Source organism: Clostridium sp. OM02-18AC (genome assembly GCF_003481825.1).
GTDB lineage: Bacteria > Bacillota > Clostridia > Lachnospirales > Lachnospiraceae > Brotaphodocola.
Map to the genome: position 1 here is coordinate 40,219 of NZ_QULW01000003.1, position 25,902 is coordinate 66,120.

Here is a 25,902-nt window from a genome sequence, read left to right on the forward strand (position 1 = left end):
CCCACGTAAAGGCAATGTTAAATCCATGTAAAATACGATCAGCAAAGTACGACTGTATTTTAAGTTTTTTGCTTTATTTCCATAAAATTTGTGTAAAAAAAGGCGGCCAGAATATTCTGACCACCAGATAAAATATTTCTATGAATTGTTAAATGTCAAATACCCCAAGCATTACGATACCGATCACAACCAGCAGGATCATCGCATAATGCTTCCAGGACAGCTTCTCTTTTAAGAAGATGCGGCTCCATACAACGGAAGCGACACAGTATGCGGAAATGATCGGTGCGGAGATTGCTGCATGTGCGGTATCCGATAATGCGAAGATATAAGCAAACTGACCAGCCGTCTCACAGAGTGCTCCAATGTATTTCGGTCCTTCCTGTTTCACGGTAAATCGTTCTTTTTTGATCAGCGCTACGTAGATCACGCAGCAGACTGCAGCAAAGAGGAAGGTCAGTTCGTAAGCACAGTTTGCGGAAGATGCCGCATAGGAAGCGCACTCTTCTGCGGTTGCAAACAGTCCGGCTGCCTCTGCTTCCCCAGCCAGAAGATCCAGCACAAAGGTATCTGCAAAGGTGCCGGCTGCATCTAGAAGACAGTAAGCCACCGGAAGGAATAAAGCCAGCCAGGACTTCGCATATTTGTAGTTGGATGCTTCCTGACGTGCGCGGCGCAGGTCATCGTCTTCCCTGGATTCTACGATGCCAAGGCCAATCACACCGATACATACCAGTGCTACGGCACCGATCACGGCCAGACGCATGGTTCCCTCAATGCTCTCGTCCAGTGTGCCGGTCAGAAAACAGAGAACTGCTACCAGTGCACCGGAGGAATTGCAGATTGGGGAAGAAATCGAAAGTTCAATGTAACGCAGGCCGATATAGCCCAGTGTCATGGAGAAAATGTAAAGCAGAGATACCGGCAGGTAAGTAAGGATCACATGCCAGGTGACAATCGTTCCTCCCACAAAAATTTCATACATTGCATGGACACCCATGACAATGCCGACTGCAATGACCATCTTCAAATGGGCATATTTGTCGTTTCCGCGGCAGCCGATCTTGGAAAACAGATCAGAACCGCTCCAGAATAAGAGTGCCGTAACAGCTAACCAAAACCACATTGTTTCTGTACCATTCCTTTTTTCATTCTATCTGCAAAAATGTTGCTGTTTGCGCAATGCGTAAACAGCAACATAAAAACAGACCTGACCATTATAAAACGAAATCTTTCGTTTGCCAAGGACTCCTGTTATGCAAAAATTCTTATGAAAACGCCTAACATCCAAATAACTTCGCGGTCTTTTCCATCCGCTCTGCGATCGCAACCCCGAACGGACAGCGGGATTCGCAGGCATGACAGCCAATACACTCCGATGCCCGATGTTCCAAAAGCTCATAGTGGGACCGTACCGTTGCCGGTACGGCCGGCTGCATGGTTGCAAGATCATAGAATTTGTTGATCATGGCAATGTCCAGATTGACCACGCACGGTTTGCAGTGACCGCAGTAGGTGCATTCTCCGCGGTAAGAATGAAGTGGCGCATTGGCGATCACGGATGCATAATCCTTTTCTTCTTCTGAGGCTGTCTCATAAGCGACTGCCTCATCGATCTGCTCTTTTGTGTCATATCCACACATAATCGCACCGACTGCCGGTCTGGTAAGTGCATAGTGGATACACTGAACCGGTGTCAGAGTAACGCCGAACGGGGAACGTTTGGCATCAAAAAGACGTCCGCCTGCAAACCCTTTCATTACAGTAATTCCAACATCATGTTGCTCACACAGCTTGTACAGGCGTGCACGGTCCGCATCAATCCCCTTTAAGTCTGCATCAAACTCATCTGCGAACATGGTCTCGATCTGCTCGCTGGCCGGAAGCATATCGAATGCCGGGTTGATGCTAAAGAGGATCATCTCCACATAGCCGGATTCTGCCGCTTTCGCGGCGACCTTCGGATTGTGGGAACTCATACCGATGTGATGGATCACGCCATTCTTTTTCAGCTCCATGATATAATCCAGATAATCGGAATGCTGGATGCTTTCCCACTCTTCTTCGGAATCTACATAGTGGATCATGCCAAGGTCGATATAGTCTGTCTGCAGACGCTTTAAGAGGTCCTCAAAAGCCGGACGCACATAAGCCATATCGCGGGTGCGGAAATACTGCCCGTCCTTCCAGGTAGAACCGATATGTCCCTGGATATACCAGGATGCGCGGTTCTCTTTGATTCCCTTGCCGATGACATCGCGGGATTTTGGATCTGCCATCCAGCAGTCCAGAATATTGATTCCTTTGGAAGAAGCATAGCGGATCAGCTCAATGCCCTCTTCTTCCGGATGGCGCTCCAGCCACTCGCCGCCAAAACCTATCTCACTGACCTGAAGATTGGTTTTTCCTAATCTGCGTGTTTTCATTGTTTTTTCCATTTCTCAAACTCCTTTTGTAATATATCAGCCGCTTTATTCTGTTTCACGCATACATTTCTGAAAATAGAATGTTCCGTTTTGGAATCCATTCTTTACGGTAATGCGCCCTCTTCTTTCTGCTCCAGTTCCTTAAAGATTTTGTGAAGTACCCATGCGGCCAGAATGAAGGTTCCTGCATCTGCCAGAGGCTGCGCGATCTGGATTCCAAGAATGCCGACTGCCGGAGTCAGAAACAGAAGGACCGGTATCAGAAACCATCCCTGTCTGGCGGTGGAAACCACGGTTGCCCAGGTTCCGTAGCCCATGGATTGCGGTGTCATATTGCCCATAACGGTGACTCCCATAAGCGGCAAGGTGCAAAGCTGCATACGGAGTGCCAGTGTTCCGATCCGGATAACATCCAGATCGTCTTTCCGGAATACCGGAATAATATTTCCAGAAAAGACAAGGCCAGCCAGCGCAAATACAAAAAGCACAGCAGTGCTGACTTTGATGCAGAAAATACAGGCTTCTTTCACACGCTTATATAACCCGGCACCAAAACAGTAGCTGCAGACAGGCTGAAAGCCCTGACCGAAACCAATCATGGCCGAGCCAACAAACATCATAAAGCGGTTCACGATGGACATAGCCGCAATGGCTGCATCCCCATATGGCTGTGCCATGACATTCATCAGGATGGTTGCCACACTGGCAATTCCCTGACGCCCAAGTGATGCCACACCTCCATACAAAATCTGTCCGTAAAGCTTTACAGTTGGACGGAACTTACGGATATCGATGGAAATGCAGTCCTTTCGGAAATTGCACATCACAAGCAGAATGCAAAAGCTGACAAACTGGGAAATGCCTGTTGCAAGCGCAGCGCCTGCGGTCCCCATACCCATACCGAAAATAAATACCGGGTCAAGGACAATGTTTAGAATACCTCCGGTTGTGATGCCGACCATGGCAAATAAGGCTTTTCCCTGAAACCGTAGAATGTTATTCATGATAAATGAAGTCATCATAAACGGTGCTGCAATCAGAATATAGGATGCGTAGGCTTCGGCATAAGGCGCAATGGTTACGGTAGATCCAAGCATCATAACCAGCGCATGGATGTTGGCAGTTCCGAGGACCGTGATAACCAGTCCCATAAAAAAGCCGGTAAAAAAAGCGATGGAAGCAAGCTTCTCGGCCAGCTCCCGGTTTCCTGCCCCGATCAGCCGGGCAATGTAATTTCCGGATCCGATTCCGATCATAAACGATAATGCCTGAATGATCGACATGGCTGAAAAGATGATTCCGACCGCGCCAGAAGCGCTGGTCCCAAGCTGGCTTACAAAAAAAGTGTCAGCCATGTTATAAATCGAGGTGACCAGCATACTGATGATGGTTGGGACAGCCAGCTTTGAGATGACACGTCCGACCGGCGCATTGGCCATTTCGTAGTATTGGTCATGTGATTCTTTTGTCTGCTGCATGATCATAACTCTCCTGTTTTTATAATGTAAAAGTATACCATGTTTTTCTGCAGTCGGCTATGTCTCTTCTGACATATTCATAAGTTATTTTTTTGACGAATCAAGGGCTTTTTGTCACGCAGAAAAAGAGTGCTGGCATACCGTAACTGCATTGCTGCAATTTTTATGCCAACACTCTGTGATTTTATAAGCAAATCTAACGGTTTGCAAGTTCTTCTGTGATATCCTCCCAGGTCACACCGCGCTCTGCCATGAGAACCATGACATGATACAGGAAATCAGAAATCTCGTATTTGATTTCTTCCGGGTCCGGGTTCTTGGCTGCAATGACGATCTCGGTCGCTTCTTCTCCGACTTTCTTTAAAATCTTGTCGATGCCTTTGTCAAACAGATAGTTGGTGTAAGAGCCTTCCTTTGGATGGATCTTACGGTCCTGAATGACAGAGAAGACATCCTCAAATACTTTCAATGGATTGGTTTCTTTGGTCTCTTTCTCAGCAAGTGTCTGGAAGAAACAGCTGCGGGAACCGGTATGGCAGGCTGCACCGATTTGATGAACTTTCGCCAGAATCGTATCGTTGTCACAGTCTAAGTGCAGGGACTTTACATACTGGAAATGTCCGGAGGTCTCGCCCTTTAACCACTGGCTCTTCCGGCTCCGGCTGTAGTAATGCATCTTGCCGGTGCGGAGTGTATCTGCGAAGGCCTGTTCATTCATATAAGCAAGCATCAGCACTTCGGAAGTCTTGAAATCCTGGACGATGACCGGAACCAGGCCGTCGGAATTGGTCTTAAAATCTTCCCAGGAAACACTGCTGCGCAGAATGTCTACCGTAATTCCAAGGCTGCCAAGTTCCTGCTTCTTCTCCATATAATTTCCATTTTCCGGAGCCAGGCTGGCGAGAACGATACCGGCAGCTGCGTCTGCTTTCAGCTCTTCTGCCAGTTTTGCGGTTTCATCCGCTGTGCTGACTACATAGTAGTGCATCTGCTCGTCCATCGTATGGATCACTTCCACAGCTTCCGGAAGAACGGCATCCTCCAGCAGTGCCATGGATGCGCCAAGCTGCGCGTACTCCGGGATCCGTTTTGTCTGGTCTTTCTGGTTTAAGCGGATAAAGATTTTTTCACTGCCGAAACGGTCTGCCGCTTCTTTGATCAGATCCACATTTTCTTCCGCAGATGCATCTAAAAATACGCCCTTCGCGCCTGCGTAGAGGTATTTCTTCACATCCTCCAGGCGTTTTACGCGTCCGCCTGCATAGATCGGAATGTCGATTGCCCTTGCCATTTTCCGGATCAGGCCAATGTTGTAATCGTGTTCCTCATCGTTTTTGGAACCATCGACAAATACCAGACCGTCTGCGCCGTCATTCCCGGCAGCAGAGGCAAAAGAAAGCACTTCCGCTTCCTGTTTTCCATCGCAGCAAAGCTGCGCAAGTAACCGTTTAAATTCTGCCATAGTTATTCTCCCTGTTCAAACCGCGCTACCGCATCCGGCAGGCTGATCTTTTTCTCATACAATGCTTTTCCAATGATGGCACCCTTAATCTGGCTGTCATTTAAGCGGACCAGATCGTCCATACAGGAAACTCCGCCGGAGGCGATCACATCCAGTCCGGTCTGCTTAGTCAGAAGCTTTGTGTACTCGACATTCGGCCCGGTTAAGGTTCCATCTTTGGAAATATCGGTATAAACAATATGCTTTACCCCGAATTCTTTCATCTGCAGACAAAGATCCAAAGCGGAAAGACTGCTTACCTTTTCCCAGCCTTCCACTGCCACCATGCCGTTTTTGGCATCGACACCGGCTACGATCCGGTCAGCACCAAAGGTTTCAACCAGTTCTTTCATAAACTCCGGCCGCTCCACGGCACGCGTTCCAATGATGCAGCGGGTAATGCCGAGTTCCAGCATATTTTTCACTGCTTCCACGCTGCGGATGCCTCCGCCCAGCTGAATCGGAACATCCACACTGGATACGATTGCACGGATCGCATCCTCATTTACGGAACGTCCTGCCAGTGCACCGTCCAGATCCACAATGTGGAGAAAAGATGCACCCTGGCTGACCCACAATTTTGCCATATCAGCCGGTGTGTCGGAATAAACCTTTACATTATCAAATAATCCCTGTGTCAGACGGACGCATTTGCCGCCCTTCATGTCAATTGCCGGATATAACTGCATGGGAAATCTCTCCTTTTTATACGTTTTCTGTTGCCAGGCACACAAACGTGAACCCCAACCACTTACAGCACACCCTTTGTCGACAAAACATCGGTGATCCGTGCGTCGTAGCGGGTTGCGTTGTCGAGTGCTTTTGCAAATGCCTTAAATGCACCTTCAATAATATGGTGGTTATTGATTCCTTCGAGCTGCTTTACGTGCAGGTTCATCTGTGCACCGTAAGACACCGCATAGAAAAATTCCCGGATCATCTCCGTTTCCAGATCCCCGACTTTTTCCCGATCCAGCTTCAGGTCATAAACCAGATATGGTCTTCCGCAAAGATCCAGGGAGCAAAGAAGCAGTGCCTCATCCATGGGCAGGATCATGGTTCCGTAACGGACAATGCCTTTTTTATCTCCTACGGCTTCTTTGATCGCATGTCCCAGCACAATACCGGTATCCTCGATCGTATGATGGGTATCGACCTCCAGATCCCCGTCTACATGCAGGGTCAGGTCAAACAGACCATGTCTTGCAAATCCGTTTAACATGTGGTCAAAAAAGCCAATGCCTGTGTGAATATCCGCTTTTCCGGTTCCGTCCAGGTCCAGGGTCAGACGGATTTTCGTCTCTTTTGTGTTGCGTTCTATGGTCGCACAGCGTGCCATGAGCACTACCTCCTGTTCTTATTTGAATGACCGCCTCTTGGGTTTGCTGCTTTCCAAAAGACAATCATTTTCTTGTTTTTTACTCGAAGCGTACGCGGATGGAATTTGCATGTGCAGTCAGATGCTCTGCCTCTGCAAAGGTTTCAATATCCTTATGAACCGGCTCCAGTGCTTCTTTGGAATAGTAGATGATGCTGGATTTTTTAATGAAATCGTCTACACTCAGCGGGGAGAAGAATTTTGCGGTTCCATTGGTCGGAAGGACATGGTTCGGACCTGCAAAATAATCGCCCAGCGGCTCGGAACTGTACTCGCCCATAAAGATCGCGCCGGCATTCTGGATCTTGGTCATGACTTCAAACGGGTTCTTTGTCACGATTTCCAGATGCTCGGATGCAATGGCATTTGCAGTTTCGATCGCGTCTTCCATGGAATCTGCTACCAGGATATAACCATAGTTCTCCAGGGATTTTTCCAGAATCGCTTTTCTGGAGAGTTTCTGAACGAATGCCTCTGCCTCAGCAGAAACTTTTTCCGCCAGTTCCATGCTGGTGGTAACCAGGATTGCAGATGCCAGCTCGTCGTGCTCTGCCTGGGATAACAGGTCCGCTGCGACGTAGCGCGGATTTGCGGTTTCATCTGCAAGGACCAGAATCTCACTCGGTCCGGCGATGCTGTCGATGCTTACATGGCCATAGACCGCCTTCTTTGCCAATGCCACGAAAATGTTGCCCGGTCCGACAATCTTATTAACACGCGGAATGGATTTGGTTCCGAATGCCAGTGCTGCGATCGCCTGGGCACCGCCGACTTTGTAGACTTCGGTAGCGCCTGCCAGATGTGCAGCGATCAGCGTAACCGGATTCACCTTGCCGTCTTTACCAGGTGGTGTTACCATCACGATCTTCTCGACGCCGGCAACCTCAGCCGGGATAATGTTCATCAGTACGGAAGACGGATACGCTGCCTTGCCGCCCGGGACATAGACACCGACGCTGGAAAGTGCACTTACCTTCTGTCCGAGAATGGTTCCGTTCGGTTTACTGTCGAACCAGCTGTAACGCTTCTGTTTTTCGTGGTATTCGCGGATGTTTTTCATGGATTTTTTCATGACAGCCAGAAGATTCGGGTCTACCTGGGAAAGTGCCTCCTGGATTTCTGCCTGGGTCACACGGATGTTGTCTGCAGAGAGCTCTGCGCCGTCAAATTTTTTTGTATACTCGAACAGGGCTTCATCGCCTCTGGCGCGTACATCGTCCACGATCTCCTGGACGGTGCCCTCGTAAGCACTGTAATTGTTCGGGTCACGCTTTAATAAATCTGCAAGGATGTTAGCCCTGCTTTGTTCATCTAATTTTACAATTCTCATGATTGGTTATGCCTCCTGGATCAGATTCTTTAACTGCTGTATGATTTTGGTGATGCGCTCGTGCTCCCGCTTCATGCTGACCTGGTTTACCACCATGCGTGCAGAAAGCGGACAAACTTCTTCGAGGACCGTCAGACCGTTTTCTCTTAAGGTAGAACCGGTTTCTACAATATCGACGATCACTTCGGAAAGTCCAACGATTGGAGCCAGCTCAATGGAGCCGTTCAGTTTGATAATCTCCACAGTCTGATGCTTTTTATTATAGAAGTAATCTTTCGCAATCGCCGGGTATTTGGTGGCAACGCGGATCAGCTCGTGATGCTGCAAAAGCTCTTTGGCTGATTCCGGCCCGCACACGCACATGCGGCATTTGCCAAGCTTCAGGTCCAGAACCTCGTAAAGCTTTCTGCCTTCTTCCAGAATCGTATCCTTTCCAACGATACCGATATCGGCTGCTCCGTATTCCACATAGGTTGGAACATCGTTTGCTTTTGCGAGGAAGAACCGGTAGCCAAGTTCTTCGTTGGTAAAGATCAGCTTTCTCGTATCTTTGTCTTTCATTTCTTCACAGGTGATGCCGATCTTTTCGAAAAGATCGAGGGATTTATTAGCCAGCCTTCCTTTCGCCAGCGCAAAGGTAAGATATCTCATAATTGCCAGTCTCCTTTAGTGAATGTAATCCCGGACGGTTTCCGTGTAAGTCTGATTTACCGATACACCGGTTTCGGTATCATAGACGGATGCGGTGCTTCCGTCATCCAAAAGGCTGATGAGCCGGTGCATCTGGAACCGCCTTGCGTAATCCAGATAAGCATCCATGCTTTCTGATTCGGCACGCGGTGTCAGCTGCGCCGGAATGCCGGCATTGCGGAACTGGCAGGCAAGGCGGATTGCCTTATCTCTCGCTGCCGGGTCGTACAAAATGATGGTATCGTTCATTTTTACATCGATGCGGATCTTCTGGCGGGAAAGAGCCAGAAGAAGCTGGTCAGCCATAATGGCAAATCCGACTGCGGCAGCCTTTTTTCCAAACTGCTCTAACAGCTTGTCATACCGGCCTCCGGCAACGATGTACTCACCGGTTCCGTAGGTATATGCCTTAAAGATAATGCCGGTATAGTAGGAATATTTGCTCAGCATGCCAAGATCATAGGAAACATAATCGCCAAGACCATAGCTGTCTAAGATTTCCTGTACCTCTTCCAGACGTTTGATCGCATTAAGTGCCCGTTTATTTGTTGTCATCGCTTTCGCGATCCGGATCTGATCAATATCTCCGAAGAGCTCCGGAAGCTTAAGAAAGAGTTTCTTTAAGTCTTCGCTCATGGTCTGCTCCGATAAGAGCTCCTCCACACCGAAGTAATTTTTATTCTCGATCAGGATCCGGAGTTTCTCCTGGGTCTCCTCATCCATTCCGGATTCCTCGACCAGTCCGCGGTAAAATTCCACCTGCCCCAGTTCCACCTGAAATTCCTTTAAACCAGTTTCCTTTAAGGCGTCAATGACCATGGCGATCATCTCTGCATCGGCATCGGAGGTATCATCTCCGATCAGCTCGGCTCCCGTCTGGGTGGATTCTTTTAAGCGACCCTGATAGCTGGTCCCATTGATAAAGGTAGGCCCAAGGTAACATAAGCGAAGCGGTTTTGTCTCATCCATATAATACTTTGCCACGCAGCGTGCAATGGGCGGTGTCATATCCGGACGAAGTACCAGAGTGTTGTTGTCGCGGTCAAAGAACTTGTACATTCCCTGGCTGCCTACGCTTCCGCGCTCCTTTTTGAAAATATCGAAGAACTCAAACACCGGTGTCTCAATGCTCTGATATCCGTAAAGCCCGAATACATGCTGGATCTTCTGCTCCACGGCAAGCTTTCTGGCACATTCCTCTGCGTAAATATCACGCACACCCTCGGGGGTATGCAGTAACTGGTTATTCATGTTCATAATCCCGCCTCCAATACTTTGCTATGGTAAAGCGCTAATTCGTTAACGTGATTCCAATTATAGGAGAAAGTATCTGAATTGTCAATCAATATCTTTCCACTGTTTTCATACATTTTACGACGTTTCCCAAAACACGTCAAATAGACTCCGGTTATGGCTAGTATTCCTCGTTTATTATTTATTAGTATATTTTATATATAATAGCTGTTGTATAAGCATATAGATATATGATACACTAACTTCGTGTTCACATAGAAAAATTATGCAGCTGTAAAAAATGAACAGTTGCGGATCTGCATCATTACAAGAAAAACGTTACTGTTCACGTATGCGTGCCAGGTAACGCAAAATTTGGAAGGAGTTTGAGACTATGGGAGGCTTTTTCGGAGTTGTTTCCAAGCATGACTGTGTGATGGATCTGTTTTTTGGTACAGACTATCATTCTCACCTGGGTACCCGTCGCGGCGGCATGGCTGTATACGGAGAATCCGGTTTTCAGAGAAGTATTCATAATATAGAAAATTCCCCGTTCCGCACGAAATTTGAGCGGGATGTAGAAGAACTGAAAGGAAATGCCGGAATCGGCTCGATTTCGGACAATGAACCGCAGCCATTGCTGATCCACTCTCATTTAGGAAGCTATGCGATCGTAACGGTCGGCAAAATCAATAATGAGGAAGAACTGATCCAACACGCTTTCCAGAACGGACATATCCATTTTATGGAAATGAGCGGCGGCCGGATCAATGCCACCGAACTGACGGCTGCGATCATCAACCAGAAACAAAGCCTGGTTGATGGCCTGCTCTACGCCCAGGATATGATCCAGGGTTCCATGACGATCTTGCTCCTTACGCCAGAAGGAATTTATGCTTCCCGCGACCGCTATGGCCGTACCCCGCTGACCGTAGGCCAAAAAGAGGATGCCTGCTGTGTTTCCTTTGAAAGCTTTGCCTATATCAATCTGGGATATCATGACTGCTATGAACTGGGACCTGGTGAGATTGTGCGGGTAACTGCAGACGGAGTTGAGCAGCTTTCTGCGCCAAGAAAGGAAATGAAGATTTGTTCCTTCTTATGGGTATATTATGGCTACCCAACCTCCAGTTACGAAGGAATCAATGTGGAAGAAATGCGCTATCGCTGCGGGCAGATCTTGGCCGACCGGGATTTAGGCTGTGGCAGCTGTGAAAACTGTCCGGGGCACAAAAAAGAAACTATCCACCCGGATATCGTCGCAGGTGTTCCGGACTCCGGAATCGCCCATGCGATCGGTTATGCCAACGAATCCGGTATCCCGTTTGCGAGACCGTTTATCAAATACACTCCTACCTGGCCGCGCTCCTTTATGCCGCAGAACCAGAGCCAGCGCAACCTGATCGCAAAAATGAAGCTGATCCCGGTTGGTGCCCTGATCAAAGACCAGAGCCTGCTTCTGATCGACGATTCCATTGTCCGCGGTACACAGTTAGGTGAAACAACCGAATTTCTTTATGAGAGCGGTGCAAAAGAAGTACATATCCGCCCAGCCTGCCCGCCGCTCCTTTACGGATGCAAATACTTAAACTTCTCCCGCTCCAATTCCGAGTTAGACCTGATCACCCGCCGCATCATCCGTGACCGCGAAGGTGATGACGTATCTGCAGAAGTATTAGCTGATTACGCAAATCCGGACAGCAAAAACTATCAGGAAATGGTGGAGGAGATCCGTAAGCGCTTAAACTTCACGACTCTGAAATTCCACCGCCTGGACGATCTCGTCAAATCCATCGGACTTCCGAAAGAATGTTTGTGCACGTACTGCTGGGATGGGCAGGAGTAAATATAACAATATCGCATGATAACAAACGAGGTGCGAAAGCTCCCGCAGCCGCCATGCATGGCAGCTGTGGAAGCTTTCGCACCTTTGATATTTACTGTGCTAAATTGTTATCGCGCTCATCCAGATCCTTCTGGATGGTTTCGAGATAGTGTACCAGAATATCGCGGCTTGCGTGAATCTGATAGCTTTTGTCGATTTCATCGTACGTAAAGCTTTTGCGGCCGCCCTCTTCCATGCGTTTCCAGAACTGCTCCAGATCACGGAACGGGATGTAGTATAGTTCGTCTAACGCTGTAAAGTGCAGGATGATAAAGGCAATCCCGCCCTGCTGCTCAAATTCCTTCATGAAGCGGATCTGGTGCTCATGAACGTTTTGAAGCGGAAAGGTTTTGACGGCACATTCCTTTGCGTCGAAGCAGACCGGAATTCCCTGCACGACTCCGATATAGTCGACCGTACTTTTCTGGTCGAAGTAGGCCAGCGTAATATGGCGGCTGGACTTGTCGATGCTGATCGGGGTGATCGGGGTTGGGATTTTCTGGATCAGGGCCAGCTTTTTCTCGCGATAAACCTCATTGCTGTGATTGATCATGTCCTCCAGTGTGGAGCCGCGCAGACCACGGCTTTTCCAGGTGCCCATCTAACGCACCTCTTCCGGGAGGGAACCAAGAACTTTTTGAAATTCTCCTGGAACAGGTGCGGTAAAACTCTTTCCGCTTAAGTAGTCCAGCGGTGTGTCCATCTGCGGAAATACCAGTTTCCAGGAATGCAGCATCTGGGAGTGGATATGATACTTTCGTTTTGCCTCTTCATTTACCCGTGGTGTTCCGTATTTGGTATCTCCTACGATCGGATGACCGATGGAAGCCAGGTGCGCGCGGATCTGGTGTGTTCGTCCTGTGATCAGGGTTACTTTTAAAAGCGTGTATGCACCGCTCTGCATCAATGGTTCGTATTCCGTGCAGATTGGCGCACTGTCAGGAAGTTCTTTCTGACTAATTGTGACCTGGTTGGTCTTCTCATCTTTCTTTAAAAATCCATCAATTTTCTTCTTTTCCCGGACTGCACCGGAAACAACACAGAGATAATATTTGTGAAGGGAACGATCCTTAAACATAGCGGATAGCTTCTGCAGACCAGCAAGGGAACATCCGGCTGCAACCAGACCACTGGTATTGCGGTCCAGCCGGTTGCAGACCGAAGGACGGAAGCTGCGTAAGTTTTCCTTTGTGATCTTTCCGGAATCAAGAAGATAATCGATCAGGTATTCCACCAGGGATTCATCCTGTTCCTTTGCTTTCTGGGAAAGCATGCCAGACGGCTTGTTGATCAGAAGGATATGCTCATCCTCGTAAATGATGTGCAGCTTCGTTTTCTTCACCTTTTGAACCTTGACCTCAGAAAATTTTTCAATGGTTTCATCAGCCAGGAACAGTTTGATCTCATCACCCTCGGAAAGTTTTTCGGAACCATCGCATTTCTTGCCATTTAATACGATGTTCTTTTTCCGCATCATTTTGTACAGGAACCCTTTCCCGGCCAGATTTAAGTATTTGGCAAGCAGTTTGTCCAGGCGCTGCCCGGCTTCGTTTTTATTTACGGTAATGGATCTCATAGTCAGGAACTCCTTTTCGTATCTTGCAGTATCTTACGTCTACATGGACAGATTTTTCATCAGTGCAGCTGCATAATCCACAACACCATCATCTTCATATTCGGAAGCTGGCTTTAAGCTGTCCAGCCTGCGCCAAAATGCATGCGGGTCGCGGATCAGTTTTACATTTGGATCCAGTTTATTGGTCTGGAATAATCCGTTGAGTGCTTTTTCAGCCTTGGTCAGATCAGCCTTGTCATTGCTGCAGAAGGCAAATACACCGTTCGGATGCACTGCTACAGCGTCCAGCGGAAGAATCTGTTCTTTTGTTGTTACGATCAGGTCATACAGCATCGTACATTTCTCTTCGTAACTTTTTGCTTTTTCATAAAATGCGCGGTCTCCTGTACCATATTTCCAGGAGGCAAGAAGTGGCGATGCCAGATTTGCCATTGGAAGTACGGTTAAAATAGCCATGACCGTCAGAATGTTTTTGGCAGCCTGATCGCCGGTCAGCTGTCTTGCGATGAGCTGGGCAATGATTGCAGCGACAAAAATGCCCGTCAAAAGGAGCCGGGACTTTTTATGCTGGTCCCGGTAGCCGTACTCCCCTTTTTTGTATTTTTTCATAAACGTCCCTCTTTCTCATTCTGTTTAAGCATGAAACAAAGCTGACAGGATCACGTTATGCGGACAAAGTTTTGTCAAAATCCAGAATGCTTTCATAAGAAATCCATATACGGATACCTGCCGTCCCAGCATGCTGTCCCGGATTGCCTGCTTCACTACCTTTTTCGGATCGGCCATAACCAGACGCTTATAAAGTGGAATGGTTCGTTTTACCGCACATACTGAGCCATCCTCTGCGACAGATTCACCGACCGTTTCGGCAATATCGAAAAATTCTGTTTTCACAGGTCCCGGACAGACTGCAGTCACATAAATCTGCTTCGATTTCAGTTCCATGGAAAGTGCGCGGCTATAGCTTAAGACAAACGATTTGGTTGCTGCGTAAATGGCAAAACCAGGCTGCGGAAGGAATGCTGCTGCCGAAGCAAACTGCAAAATACGGCTGTTTTTTGTCATGTATGGCAAAACCAGACGGGTCACACCGGTCAGCGCACGACAGTTTAAATCGACCATGCCAAGCTCTTCCTGCAGGGATAATTCCTCTGTTTTTCCAATCTTTCCAAATCCGGCTCCGTTTACTAAAATTTTCACGTCCGGTTTTTCTAAGCTCAGATCATGTTCAAGGACTGCCAAAGAAGCCGGATCCAGAAGATCTGATTCCAGGATTTTCAAAGGTACCGGTACTTCCTTTTGTAAGTCTTTAAGCCGTTCTTTTCGCCTTGCGATGACCCAGATTTCCTCCAGACCGGAAAAGCGGTCGGCCAGCTGGATCACACATTCCCGTCCCATTCCGGAAGATGCTCCGGTCACAATAGCAATTTTTTTCCGTGTCATTTTCATGCTTCACGCTCCTGATTCTTTTCTGGATTGCTAATCTTATTTTTTCTTATGAACGTTGCGGATCGTTTTTTTCTTTCCCGGTTTGTGATTTTCCATTCGTGTATCAAAAACCTGTTTTCCTGCAGACCGGCTTGCATTGTTTCCCGAAAAACGGGCTGCACTGCTGCCTGCCGGTGTTTTTGCTGTTTTTGCTTTCCCTGTTCCAGTGGCAAAACCAACCGTCTCCCGTCCGCTGTTTCTGTTTCCAGACTTCTTTGAATCGCCAGCAAAAGAAGAACCAGCTCCCCAGCCCATCTCCCGTGGACGGATCAGACATTTTTTATCAAATCCGATCAGGTCGGTGCGTCCGGCTTTGATCAGGGCTTCTTTTACCAGCTCATAGTTTTTCGGGTTGCGGTACTGGATCAGGGCACGCTGCATGGCTTTTTCATGCGGGTTATGCGGCACATAGACTTCTTCCATGGTACGCGGATCGAGTCCGGTGTAATACATGCAGGTCGAGAGCGTGGACGGTGTTGGATAGAAATCCTGCACCTGTTCCGGCATATACCCCAGGTCACGCAGGTATTCTGCCAGTTCCACGGCCTCTTTTAAGGAAGAGCCCGGGTGGGAGGACATCAGGTATGGGACCAGATACTGCTCTTTCCCAATCTTTTTGTTCATCTCTTTGTATTCTTTTACAAACTGCATATAGACCGAATTTTTCGGTTTTCCCATGCGCTTTAAGACCGCATCGGCTACATGCTCCGGAGCAACTTTTAACTGGCCGCTGACATGGTATTCACAGAGTTCCCGCAAAAATGCCCGGTTTTTGTCTGCAAGCAGATAATCGAACCGGATACCGGAGCGGATGAATACTTTTTTCACTTTTGGAATTGCCCGAAGCTTGCGCAGCAGGGAAATATAGTCGCTGTGATCTGCCCGGATGTTTTTGCATGGCTCCGGGAAAAGACACTGCTTATTCGGGCATGCCCCCTTTGTCAGCTGCTTTTCACAGGCCGGGAAACGGAAATTGGCCGTCGGACCACCAACATCGTGGATATAACCTTTAAAATCCGGTTCTTCGGTCAGAAGTTTTGCTTCCTCCACCAGGGATTCATGGCTTCTGGCCTGGATGATGCGGCCCTGATGGAACGTCAGTGCGCAGAAACTGCAGGCACCAAAGCAGCCACGGTTACTGATCAGACTGAACTTGATTTCCCGGATGGCCGGAATACCGCCTGCTGCCTCATAACATGGATGGTAATTACGCATATAGGGAAGTGCATAGACTTCGTCCATCTCTTCCTGGGTCAGTGGCTTGGCTGGCGGATTCTGCACAACAAATTCTTTGCCGTAATAAGGTTCTACCAGGCGTTTCCCAAGGATTGGGTCTGTATTGCTGTATTGGACATAGAAACTCTTTGCATAGACCTTTTTATCGTCTTTGAGTTCCTGGAAATCCGGAAGCATCTTATAATCATATACAATATCCAGATTTCTTGTCTTGAATACCGTTCCGTCGATGAAGGTAATGTCCTTTATGTCAATTCCGCTGTTTAAGGCATCTGCGATCTCTACAATGGAATGTTCTCCCATACCATAGGAAATCAGATCGGCCTGGGAGTCCAGAAGAATGGAACGTTTCAGCCGGTTTGACCAGTAATCGTAATGGGCGAGACGCCGCAGACTTGCCTCAATACCACCAATGACAATGGCTGAATCTTTATAGACAGAGCGGATCAGATTGCAGTATACGATGGTCGCATAATCCGGGCGTTTTCCCATAACACCGCCCGGCGTGTAGGAATCCTGCTGTCTGCGCTTTTTTGAAACTGAATAATGGTTTACCATGGAATCCATGTTCCCGGCAGATACTAAAAATCCGAGACGCGGTTTTCCGAGAATCTGGATGCTTTCCGGATCTTTCCAGTCTGGCTGTGCGATGATTCCCACTTTGTAGCCACGGGACTCCAAAAGACGGCTGATGATCGCCGGTCCGAAAGACGGATGGTCCACATAGGCATCTCCGGAAACGTAAACAAAATCGCACTGCTCCCAGCCGCGCCGGTCCATATCTTCCCGGCAGATCGGCAAATAATCATGTATCATAAAATGAATCTCCCTGTTTGTTGCTTTTTACGCGCCGGACAAATAAAATTCCGAAAACGCGTATTATCGTTCTATATCAAAAAGTTTCGTAAAATCAGAAATATAGTAATCTGCCAGCGCCTCTTTTTCTTCCCGCATTCCCAAAGAAAATTCATCTTCGACCGCGCAGACTGTCATACCGGCCCGTTTTCCGGCAAGAATTCCGGCAGGTACATCCTCAAAGACCATACACTTAGCTGGTTTGACTCCAAGCCGCTTTGCAACTTCCAGATAAATATCCGGAGCAGGCTTTCCTGCAGCAACCTCGCATGCCGTTGCAATAACCTGAAAATAAGACTTGATGTGCAGCGATTCCAGCACTACGTCTACCATATCGCGGCCATTGCTGGTGGCAATACCAGCCTTTTTCCCTGTTTGCTTCAGATAGGTTAAAAGCTGCATCGCTCCGGTTTTTAACGGTACTTCCTTCCGGTATTTCTCGATGCTCATACGAATCCAGGTCTGTTTGATCTCATCGATGGAGTCCGGAATTTCAAAGCGTTCTTTAAAATATTCAGCCGTTTCCGAGAAACTCATACCTTCGATTACCTTCTGAAGATCCGGTGGGCAGGTAAGTCCGAAGCTGCCTAAGTATTCGATGTCGATCTCTTTCCACATCCACATGGAGTCAACCAGGGTGCCGTCCAGGTCAAATAATACGGCATCCATCTGTTCGAGAGCCTGCCCCGCTGCTGGGACCTTTGCTGATGCCAAATTATCCAACACTGTCGGTGTTTTTTCTGATGTCGGTACCAGAGTGGATTCCGGATCTTTTTGAGAAGTTCGTGCCGGATCAGCAGCTGGTTGAACCATTGGAGCTGTCAGTGCCTGAAGTTCTTTTTCGGTGAGTGCCCGGTACTCTCCCGGTTTCAGGGATGGATCGAGTTTCAGGCTTCCCATGGACAGCCGCTTCAAAAATACAACGTGACAGCCAAGCGCTTCAAACATGCGCTTTACCTGATGAAACTTGCCTTCCTGGATCGTCAGGAGGATTTCTGCGCCTGCAGATGTTTCAGCCTGCTCTGACCACTGCTTTGTAACTTCCAGTTTTGCAGGCATCACAGGAGTTCCATCGGTTAAGGTTATTCCTTCCGCCATCTGCTTTACGCAGTCTTTTGGAAGAACACCTTCAATCTTTGCGTAATACACTTTGTCAACGTGCTTTCCCGGGGCTAAAAGCCGGTGGGTCAGATCTCCGTCATTGGTCAGAAGCAGCAGGCCTTCTGTGTCGATATCCAGACGCCCTACCGGGAAAAGATCACTCCGGTTCTCTCCGCTTAACAGATCAATTACGGTTTTATGATGTTTGTCTTCCGTTGCAGAGATCACGCCCTGCGGTTTATAGAGCATGATATACTCCAACGCCCGGTAGCTGACTACTGCACCGTCAAACATTACCTGATCCGTATCCGGATCGATCTTGCGCTCCGTTTTTTTCTCTGGAACACCATTTACCTGGATCCGTCCTTTTTTTGCCGCTTCTTTAATCTGGCTGCGGCTGCCTTTATTCATTTCTACCAGATATTTATCCAGTCTGATTAATTTTGCCATTACTGCCACCGCCATCCTGGGTAATATTTATTCTTAAAGCTGCTTCCGGTATACTTGACCCAGCCAAGCGGATATCCGTCCACTCCGATCAGAACCCATCCTTTTTGAAATGACTCGCTAGGATTTGGGAAAATTGTCTCTCCTTTTAAGTAGCGGATCGTCCGTTCGTCATCCGAGGATAAGGATAAGCTTTGGGAGAATTCCCGCATCGAAAGCGCCATGGCTACAGCCTGGGATGGCTCAAACCGGTTCTTCTTCCACTCACCAAGAAGCAGGCCGGTTCTTAAATAGCGCAGATTCCAGGTCTTCTCAAAACACTCCGGAAGATAATAAACCATGTGATCCCGCACCATCATACGGCTGCGGTCAAACGATCTTTTCAGCATGGCTTCCCACTGCAGAAAATCACTTTCTTTTTCCAGGCGGCGTACCTCAGCCGGTACCTTCCCAGAGAAAGCAGGCTCGCGCCCAGCCTGGCTTTGTTCTTCCAAAGCGTTTTCTTTTTTCTTTAAGAGGGCAAGGAAATGCCCTTCTCCTTCTACTTTATGCGGGAATAACCGGATGACCGGCATTCCACTTTTTCCGCTGCATGCACCTTCCCACGGAATCAGCGGAACCAGTTCCATATCTGGTTCTGTATGCAAAATCCACTCAATCGTATCTTCATCTTCGATTTGTGCAAAGGTACAGGTGGAATATAAAAGCAGACCGCCTGGTTTTAGCATGCGTACCGCAGAAGCGAGGATTTCACGCTGAATGGGTGCATAAGCCTCTGGTCCCCGGTCCAGCCAGCTTTTGATCAGATCCGGATCTTTCCGGAACATGCCCTCTCCGGAGCATGGTGCATCGACCAGGATTTTGTCAAAATACGGACCAAAGACCGAAGCAAGCTTCTCGGGAGTCTCACTGGTCACGCAGATATTGGGAATTCCAAATAATTCCAGGTTTTTTAACAGCGCTTTTGCCCTGGAATTGCTGATATCGTTGGAAACCAAAAGTCCTTCGCCCTGAAGTTTTGCACCAAGTTCCGTGCTTTTTCCGCCGGGAGCCGCACACAGATCCAGTACCCGGTCTCCCGGCTCTACCGGGAGAACAGCAGCCGGTGCCATGGCGCTCGGCTCCTGCAGATAATAAAGTCCGGCATAGTAGTATGGGTGGCGGGATGCTTTTGCCTCCTCACTGATATAATAACCGTTCTTCGTCCACAAAACCCGTCTGAGTTCAAATGGAGAAAGGTTGTTTTCCCATTCATCCGGTTCGATTTTGGACCGGTTGACTCGAAGTCCTGCATATGGCTTTTTCTCATAACTTTCCAGCCATGCATCATAATCCGTTCCTAACAGCAGTTTCATCTGTTCCAGGAATGTTTCTGGTAATCGCATAAATCTCCTCCTAGCATAAGTAAGCTAAGTATAGCATAATTTAATTCAAGTGAAAACCGGTTTCTCAGGAGTCTGCCATGCCTTACGCCTTCCCCTTTGCCCCTGTATTGATCCTGATTTTTTTTATGATCCTGCTGTTTCCGCAATACAGCGTAGAGGGGGCTTCGGACGGGCTTTTGTTATGGTTTCATACGGTGCTGCCCGCACTGGCTCCGGCTATGATCTTTACCCGTCTGATTCTGGATATCGGCGGCGCATCTGTGCTGATGCGTCTTTTGCGCCCATTGTTTTCCCGCATTTTTTCCTTAAGTGAGCAGGGAAGCTTCATTCTTTTTTGTGGGATGCTTTGCGGTTATCCGGTCGGTCCTTCCCTTTGTTCCAGATTTTTATCCCAAAATCAGATTTCCGAAAAAGAAGCTTCTTATCTTCTTGCACTTTGCAGCTATCCAAGTCCCATGTTTCTGTTTGGATATGTAAGACAGCAGCTGAAAGAACCGGTATCCCCGGTTCTTCTGTTTTTGGGAATCTACGCCCCGGTATTTTTGTTGTCTGCAGCAGCCAAAAGCGTAATCGCCTATCCAGATCTGTCTGACCGTTCAAAAATCTCAGAAGATCCGGTCAGTTCCGTCCCGGTCAGCCAAAACGCATGCACGACGTTCCAGGGAGACCCGCAGCATTCGGGACACTCTTCCGGTCTGGATTCTATCTTGTACGAAGTATGCGATACCATGGTCCTGATCGGTGGATATATGATGCTGTTTTCCATATTGGTTTGCTTTATTCGTCACGCAGAATGGATTCCGCCCAGGATTTCCGCCATTTTGTGCGGCATTTTTGAAATGACAACCGGAATCCATCAGATCTGCCAAACTTTTCCGGCCGCCGGACAGCTTCCGCTCAGCATGGCATCGGCTGCCTTTGGTGGGATTTCCGGAATTTTTCAGGTAAAGAGTGTTTTGGTTCAGGGCAAGAAAAATGCCGGATTTGATATCCGGCATTACATAGGATGGAAGCTCCTGCATGCAGGGCTTTCCATGCTCATGATTACTGTTCTTCAGCTGGTGCTTCCTCTGGGGTTTCCTCAACACTGGTAACACTGCCAGCCAGTTCTCCACGGTTGGAAGAAACGATATCGTAGCTGGACTGCATGGAAGAAAGAAATGCGTCAAAACGGCTCTGTGCGCCCTCCATGGAATGGGTAATGATCGTCTGCAGGCTGTTTAACATATCGTCGGTATAATTGATGGAAGCCTGGCGGATACCGTTTGCCTCATTTACTGCCTCATCGATGATGGTCTGTGCCTGTGCCTGTGCGTCTTCTACAACACGGTTTGCTTCTGCATATGCTTTCTGCATGATCTCATGCTCGTTTACCAGTTCGTTGGTCTGTGCGGTTGCTTCGGCTACCATAGCGTCAGCCTGCGCACGTGCCTCGTTTAAAATGGCATCCTGGTTGCTGATGATCTTCTGATATTTTTTGATTTCATCCGGAATACGGAGTCGAAGCTCGACCAGCAATTCCTCCAGCTCTTCCTTGTTTACCAGGATTTTCGTATTAGAAAGAGGCTGAAATTTACAGCTGTCAATATATTCTTCGATCTCACCGATCAACTGTTCGATTCTACTCATGATTAATTCTCCTTAACGCGTTTTTCTATCACTGCGCAGACCTGCCGGGAAGTTACACGGCTGTTACCTGTTTGCCATCTTCTCACGCACTTTTTCTGCAATCGCCGGATGCAGAAATTCATGGATATCACCCTGGTAACCAGCGATTTCCTTTACGATACTGGAGCTCAAATAGGAATATTTTAAGTTCGTCGTTAAAAAAATGGTATCGATATCCGGAGCGATCACCCGGTTTGTCTGTGCCATCTGAAGTTCATATTCAAAATCTGTGATTGCACGAAGTCCTCTCACGACCACATCTGCTTCACACTGGTGCACAAAGTCTACCAGAAGGCCTCCAAAAGAACGGATTTCCACATTTGGTAAATGAGAGGTTACATCCTCTAACATCTTAACACGTTCTTCGACAGAAAACAACGGAGTTTTTGAATTATTCTGCAAAACTCCGACGATCAGACGGTCCATCATATGCGCAGACCGCTCAATGATATCCAGATGTCCCAGGGTTACTGGGTCAAAACTTCCAGGGTATACTGCTATTGCCATATCATTCTCCTCGATAGACAAATACATGTTTATTTGTCTTGTATTCTTTTATTTTCTCTGTAATGTAACCCATAGAAGACAGATAGGAAAAATCTGTCTCAAGGGATGCTTCGATGATCAGGGTACTCTGTTTATCGATCATGGAAGAGGTTTTTAAATAGTCTAACATCTGTTTTTCTAATTCATGGTTGTATGGGGGATCCATGAAAATGAAATCAAACCGGTATTTTCCTTCCAGACGTTTCAATGCTGAAAGCGCGTCACAATGCATGACAACGGCTCTTTCTTCCAGCTTGGTTGCTTTTAAATTATCACGGACAATCTGCACTGCGGCTTCATTCTGTTCCACAAAAACAGCCTGTCCGGCTCCACGGCTTAATGCCTCAATGCCGATTCCTCCGCTTCCGGCAAAAAGATCCAGAAACGTACAGTCTGCCAGATCGTATTGAAGCATATTAAAAAGTGTTTCCTTAATGCGGTCCTGCGTTGGACGAGTGTTCATGCCCTCCAGTGTTTTTAACTGGGTACGTCTCGCACTCCCTGCGATTACTCTCATATGATTCTCCTGTCATGAAAAGATTCCTTCTACTGTCTTCGTGCAGTAATCTGGCATCTTTGCAAATATAATATCAGGTAATTGTTTATGTATACAATTACAATCACAGCAATTATAGCGTTAATTTTTCGGATATACAAGTAAATTATGGTGTGGTTTCGTATCTTTTTTTATACAACAGGCAATGCAATCCGTTACATGCTGTTGTTTTCACAAACCATATTTTCTTATGAAACATCGAAAAGACCCGCAGTTTTGTACCGCGGGTCCTCTTTTCGATTATTTCCGGATTTTATCACGAAATATCATGATTACTTTCCTGCCATCTGTCTTTCCTGAGCCTCGATCATTTTTTTGACCATATAACCGCCGACAGAACCATTCTGCGCAGAAGTTAAGTTTCCGTTATAACCATCGGATAACGGAACGCCCAGCTCATCTGCAACCTCCATTTTAAAACGATCCAGTGCTTCTTTTGCTTCCGGGACCTCTGCCCTGTTAGAAGATCTGCTTGCCATAATTGGTCTCCTTTCTTAAGCGCCTGCCGTAAAGCAGGCGTTTTCTCCTGCGTTACAGCTGGTTTGTTTTTTGTTACGTTCCTAGTATGTGCTTAAGAAAGAATCTTACCCTGGCATCTTCTGCGTAAATTGACAGAATATGTATTACCTATGAATTGTAATCGCGCAGATATGCAAAAACCATTACGCTTCCGTTTTAAATTTATAAATCGTAATAGTCTGGTAAATATCTCCGCCCTTTAAAATCGGGGACGCAAACTGCGGTTTGTTGACTGCATCCGGGAAATACTGGGTTTCAAAGCAGTATCCCTGACGATGGTTATAGACTGCCCCGTTCTTGCCCTCCATAGATGTGAGAAAATTGCCGGTATAGAACTGGATTCCAGGAAGGTCCGTATAAACTTCCATGATACGGCCGCTTGCTTCATCTTTGGCTTTCGCAGCCAGTGACAGTTCGCCTTCCTTATGGTTTAAAACCCAGTTGTGGTCATAGCCTTTTGCGAATTTTAATGGCTCATAATCTGCATCGATCTCGTCTGCAATGGTTTTAAACTGTGTAAAATCCATTGGCGTTCCCTTTACTGGGACCAGTTCTCCGGTCGGAATGGAATACTGGTCTGCAATGGTAAACTGGTCTGCATCGATCCAGACTTTCTGGTTCATGGCCGAGCCGGATTCCTGACCAGCCAGGTTAAAATAGGCGTGGTTTGTAAAGTTTGCAATGGTGTCCTCATCACAGGTCATATGATAATCGATACGGAGGGCATCGTCATTGGTCAGGGTGTAGCTGACACGGATATCGGCATTGCCAGGATAATTCTGGTCGCCGTCCGGACTAAAGAGGGAAAACGTGATCTTGGTTCCCTCCGCAGTTTCAGAAACTTCAGCATCCCAGATCCGGTTCCGCAAAAAATCCGGTCCGCTGTGAAGATTGTTGACCCCGTTATCGTTGATGACCAGTGCATAGGTGATGCCGTCAATGGTGCAGGTTGCGTTTCCGATGCGGTTTGCATTTCTTCCAACGATTTCTCCGAAGTGTGTATCCTGATCCAGATATTTTTCCGGTGTGTCAAAACCAAGTACCACATCATTGAAATTACCGTTTTTATCCGGCACAAACATTTCGAGCCAGATCGCACCAAGATCTGTAAACACAGCTTTTACCCCGTGTTCATTTGTAAGAATGTATTTTGTGAGCTTCGCCCCATTTTCCAGAGTGCCAAATAATTCCTTGCTGCATGCCATAGTCGTATTCCCTCCACATTTTCCGTATGAAATTCGTTACTGTTCCTGCGCTGCGAAAAAAGCAACGCATGTTCTATTCGATTATAGCATAAAGCGAGGATGCAATCCAGTAGGAACTGAATGCACCCTCGTTTTTGAACCTTTATTTTGTAATACTGCCTGAATCCAATCCGATTATTTGGCCTGGATGTAACCCTGTGCAGTCAGAAGTTCTGCACAAAGCACTGCCCCGCCGGCAGCACCGCGGACGGTGTTGTGGGAAAGTCCTACGAACTTGTAATCGTAGATGCTGTCTTCACGGATACGGCCTACAGAAATACCCATGCCATTCTCAAAATCTACGTCTAAGGAAACCTGCGGACGGTTGTCCTCTTCTAAGTACTGGATGAACTGCTTCGGTGCACTCGGAAGCTTTAACTCCTGCGGAAGGCCGGAGAATTTCACCAGACGGTCGATCAGCTCTTCCTTGGTCGGTTTCTTGCGGAATTTTACGAATACGGCAGCAGTGTGGCCATTTAATACCGGAACACGGATGCACTGGCAGGTGATCTTCGGCTCAGATGCCTTTACGATCACGCCATCTTTGATCTCGCCCCAGATACGAAGCGGCTCCTGCTCACTCTTCTCTTCCTCGCCGCCGATGTAAGGAATGATGTTTCCTTCCATTTCCGGCCAGTCTTTGAAGGTTTTTCCTGCACCGGAGATTGCCTGGTAGGTGGTAGCAACGACCTCGTATGGCTCAAACTCTTTCCATGCAGTCAGGACCGGAGCGTAGCTCTGAATGGAGCAGTTCGGCTTTACAGCAACAAAGCCTCTCTTGGTTCCCAGACGTTTTTTCTGGAACTCGATTACTTTAAAGTGCTCCGGGTTGATCTCCGGAACAACCATCGGAACATCCGGAGTCCAGCGGTGTGCGCTGTTATTGGAAACAACCGGGGTCTCAGTCTTTGCGTACGCTTCCTCGATCGCCTTGATCTCTTCCTTGGTCATGTCTACTGCACTGAATACAAAGTCAACACTGGCAGCAACTTTTTCTACCTCATTGACATTCATGACTACCAGCTTCTTTACTGCTTCCGGCATTGGTGTGGTCATTTTCCAGCGTCCGCCGACAGCCTCCTCGTAGGTTTTTCCGGCAGAACGCGGGCTTGCAGCCACGGTAACTACCTCATACCACGGATGATTCTCCAGAAGGGAGATAAATCTCTGTCCTACCATACCGGTCGCGCCAAGCACGCCAACACGCAATTTCTTTTCCATAATCATAAGCTCCTTATTTTCTTCGTGACAATTCTTTCCTGATTCTGACCGGTGACTGTTTTGTGGCTGTTCACACGCTGCAGAAACATTTTTCACCTGTTTGTCACTTTTTGCTTTTTCGTTCCCGCTTATCCTATCT

General features: G+C 47.7%; 24 protein-coding genes. 2 read left to right on the plus strand and 22 right to left on the minus strand.

Features of this window, described 5'->3' with window-relative positions:
• Window positions 1–148: 148 nt before the first annotated feature.
• The 9 genes from DXB18_RS03130 to hisZ form a co-directional block, all read right to left on the minus strand.
• Entirely contained in the window at window positions 149–1,126 is a 978-nt protein-coding gene (locus DXB18_RS03130; protein ID WP_118705935.1) for an EamA family transporter, read from the minus strand.
• 154 nt (window positions 1,127–1,280) lie between these two features.
• Complete coding sequence (locus tag DXB18_RS03135) at window positions 1,281–2,438, minus strand: aldo/keto reductase (protein WP_347560843.1); 1,158 nt, start codon at window positions 2,436–2,438, stop codon at window positions 1,281–1,283.
• A gap of 92 nt (window positions 2,439–2,530) precedes the next feature.
• Window positions 2,531–3,904, minus strand: coding sequence for an MATE family efflux transporter (locus DXB18_RS03140; RefSeq protein ID WP_118705937.1), 1,374 nt, complete (start codon window positions 3,902–3,904; stop codon window positions 2,531–2,533).
• A gap of 196 nt (window positions 3,905–4,100) precedes the next feature.
• A complete protein-coding gene (hisIE, locus tag DXB18_RS03145) occupies window positions 4,101–5,366 on the minus strand; it encodes a bifunctional phosphoribosyl-AMP cyclohydrolase/phosphoribosyl-ATP diphosphatase HisIE (protein ID WP_118705939.1) in 1,266 nt (421 codons plus the stop codon).
• A gap of 2 nt (window positions 5,367–5,368) precedes the next feature.
• On the minus strand, window positions 5,369–6,094 hold the full coding sequence (gene hisA, locus DXB18_RS03150) for a 1-(5-phosphoribosyl)-5-[(5-phosphoribosylamino)methylideneamino]imidazole-4-carboxamide isomerase (RefSeq protein ID WP_118705941.1): 726 nt from the start codon (window positions 6,092–6,094) through the stop codon (window positions 5,369–5,371).
• A 62-nt stretch (window positions 6,095–6,156) separates the two neighbouring features.
• The gene (gene hisB / locus DXB18_RS03155; RefSeq protein ID WP_118705943.1) at window positions 6,157–6,744 is read right to left on the minus strand and encodes an imidazoleglycerol-phosphate dehydratase HisB; all 588 of its coding nucleotides are present in this window, start codon (window positions 6,742–6,744) and stop codon (window positions 6,157–6,159) included.
• Window positions 6,745–6,823: 79 nt separating this feature from the next.
• Window positions 6,824–8,113 (minus strand): histidinol dehydrogenase, encoded by a 1,290-nt coding sequence (hisD, locus tag DXB18_RS03160; protein WP_118540513.1) that lies wholly within the window; start codon window positions 8,111–8,113, stop codon window positions 6,824–6,826.
• A gap of 6 nt (window positions 8,114–8,119) precedes the next feature.
• Window positions 8,120–8,764 (minus strand): ATP phosphoribosyltransferase, encoded by a 645-nt coding sequence (gene hisG, locus DXB18_RS03165; protein WP_182430446.1) that lies wholly within the window; start codon window positions 8,762–8,764, stop codon window positions 8,120–8,122.
• 15 nt (window positions 8,765–8,779) lie between these two features.
• The gene (hisZ, locus tag DXB18_RS03170) at window positions 8,780–10,060 is read right to left on the minus strand and encodes an ATP phosphoribosyltransferase regulatory subunit (protein WP_182430447.1); all 1,281 of its coding nucleotides are present in this window, start codon (window positions 10,058–10,060) and stop codon (window positions 8,780–8,782) included.
• Window positions 10,061–10,430: 370 nt separating this feature from the next.
• Here hisZ and DXB18_RS03175 point away from each other — a divergent pair, with 370 nt between their 5' ends.
• Entirely contained in the window at window positions 10,431–11,882 is a 1,452-nt protein-coding gene (locus tag DXB18_RS03175; RefSeq protein ID WP_118540511.1) for an amidophosphoribosyltransferase, read from the plus strand.
• A gap of 91 nt (window positions 11,883–11,973) precedes the next feature.
• On the opposite strand, the gene DXB18_RS03180 is transcribed toward DXB18_RS03175, so the two are convergent.
• From DXB18_RS03180 to DXB18_RS03215, 7 genes are all read right to left on the minus strand, one after another.
• Window positions 11,974–12,522 carry a Holliday junction resolvase RecU gene (locus DXB18_RS03180; RefSeq protein WP_118705945.1) on the minus strand — a complete coding sequence of 183 codons (549 nt, stop codon included), beginning with the start codon at window positions 12,520–12,522 and terminating at the stop codon, window positions 11,974–11,976.
• A complete protein-coding gene (locus tag DXB18_RS03185) occupies window positions 12,523–13,497 on the minus strand; it encodes an RluA family pseudouridine synthase (RefSeq protein ID WP_118540509.1) in 975 nt (324 codons plus the stop codon). It abuts the gene before it with no gap.
• Between the two features lie 39 nt (window positions 13,498–13,536).
• On the minus strand, window positions 13,537–14,106 hold the full coding sequence (locus DXB18_RS03190) for an O-linked GlcNAc transferase-like protein (protein ID WP_118540508.1): 570 nt from the start codon (window positions 14,104–14,106) through the stop codon (window positions 13,537–13,539).
• A gap of 24 nt (window positions 14,107–14,130) precedes the next feature.
• On the minus strand, window positions 14,131–14,940 hold the full coding sequence (locus tag DXB18_RS03195; RefSeq protein WP_118706084.1) for an SDR family NAD(P)-dependent oxidoreductase: 810 nt from the start codon (window positions 14,938–14,940) through the stop codon (window positions 14,131–14,133).
• A 42-nt stretch (window positions 14,941–14,982) separates the two neighbouring features.
• Window positions 14,983–17,037: a YgiQ family radical SAM protein gene (locus tag DXB18_RS03200; RefSeq protein WP_118705947.1), complete on the minus strand. Its 2,055-nt coding sequence runs from the start codon at window positions 17,035–17,037 to the stop codon at window positions 14,983–14,985.
• A gap of 63 nt (window positions 17,038–17,100) precedes the next feature.
• A complete protein-coding gene (locus tag DXB18_RS16835; protein WP_347560844.1) occupies window positions 17,101–18,627 on the minus strand; it encodes a pseudouridine synthase in 1,527 nt (508 codons plus the stop codon).
• Entirely contained in the window at window positions 18,627–20,009 is a 1,383-nt protein-coding gene (locus tag DXB18_RS03215; protein ID WP_118705949.1) for an RsmB/NOP family class I SAM-dependent RNA methyltransferase, read from the minus strand. The genes DXB18_RS16835 and DXB18_RS03215 overlap by 1 nt, the downstream gene beginning before the upstream one ends.
• 125 nt (window positions 20,010–20,134) lie before the next feature.
• On the opposite strand from DXB18_RS03215, the gene DXB18_RS03220 reads away from it, so the two are divergent.
• Window positions 20,135–21,103 carry a hypothetical protein gene (locus DXB18_RS03220; protein WP_207665759.1) on the plus strand — a complete coding sequence of 323 codons (969 nt, stop codon included), beginning with the start codon at window positions 20,135–20,137 and terminating at the stop codon, window positions 21,101–21,103.
• Here the strand turns inward: DXB18_RS03220 and DXB18_RS03225 are convergent.
• The 6 genes from DXB18_RS03225 to asd form a co-directional block, all read right to left on the minus strand.
• Window positions 21,054–21,638 (minus strand): vacuolar family H+-ATPase subunit H, encoded by a 585-nt coding sequence (locus tag DXB18_RS03225; protein WP_118540504.1) that lies wholly within the window; start codon window positions 21,636–21,638, stop codon window positions 21,054–21,056. The two genes, DXB18_RS03220 and DXB18_RS03225, sit on opposite strands and share 50 nt — an antisense overlap.
• Before the next feature lie 63 nt (window positions 21,639–21,701).
• A complete protein-coding gene (coaD, locus tag DXB18_RS03230) occupies window positions 21,702–22,184 on the minus strand; it encodes a pantetheine-phosphate adenylyltransferase (protein ID WP_118540503.1) in 483 nt (160 codons plus the stop codon).
• 1 nt (window position 22,185) lies between these two features.
• Window positions 22,186–22,740, minus strand: a complete 555-nt coding sequence (gene rsmD, locus DXB18_RS03235; protein WP_118540502.1) for a 16S rRNA (guanine(966)-N(2))-methyltransferase RsmD — start codon at window positions 22,738–22,740, stop codon at window positions 22,186–22,188.
• A 311-nt stretch (window positions 22,741–23,051) separates the two neighbouring features.
• On the minus strand, window positions 23,052–23,258 hold the full coding sequence (locus DXB18_RS03240; RefSeq protein WP_118540501.1) for an alpha/beta-type small acid-soluble spore protein: 207 nt from the start codon (window positions 23,256–23,258) through the stop codon (window positions 23,052–23,054).
• 183 nt (window positions 23,259–23,441) lie between these two features.
• On the minus strand, window positions 23,442–24,503 hold the full coding sequence (locus DXB18_RS03245) for an aldose epimerase family protein (protein ID WP_118705951.1): 1,062 nt from the start codon (window positions 24,501–24,503) through the stop codon (window positions 23,442–23,444).
• Between the two features lie 174 nt (window positions 24,504–24,677).
• Entirely contained in the window at window positions 24,678–25,763 is a 1,086-nt protein-coding gene (gene asd / locus DXB18_RS03250; RefSeq protein ID WP_118705953.1) for an aspartate-semialdehyde dehydrogenase, read from the minus strand.
• Window positions 25,764–25,902: the final 139 nt, after the last annotated feature.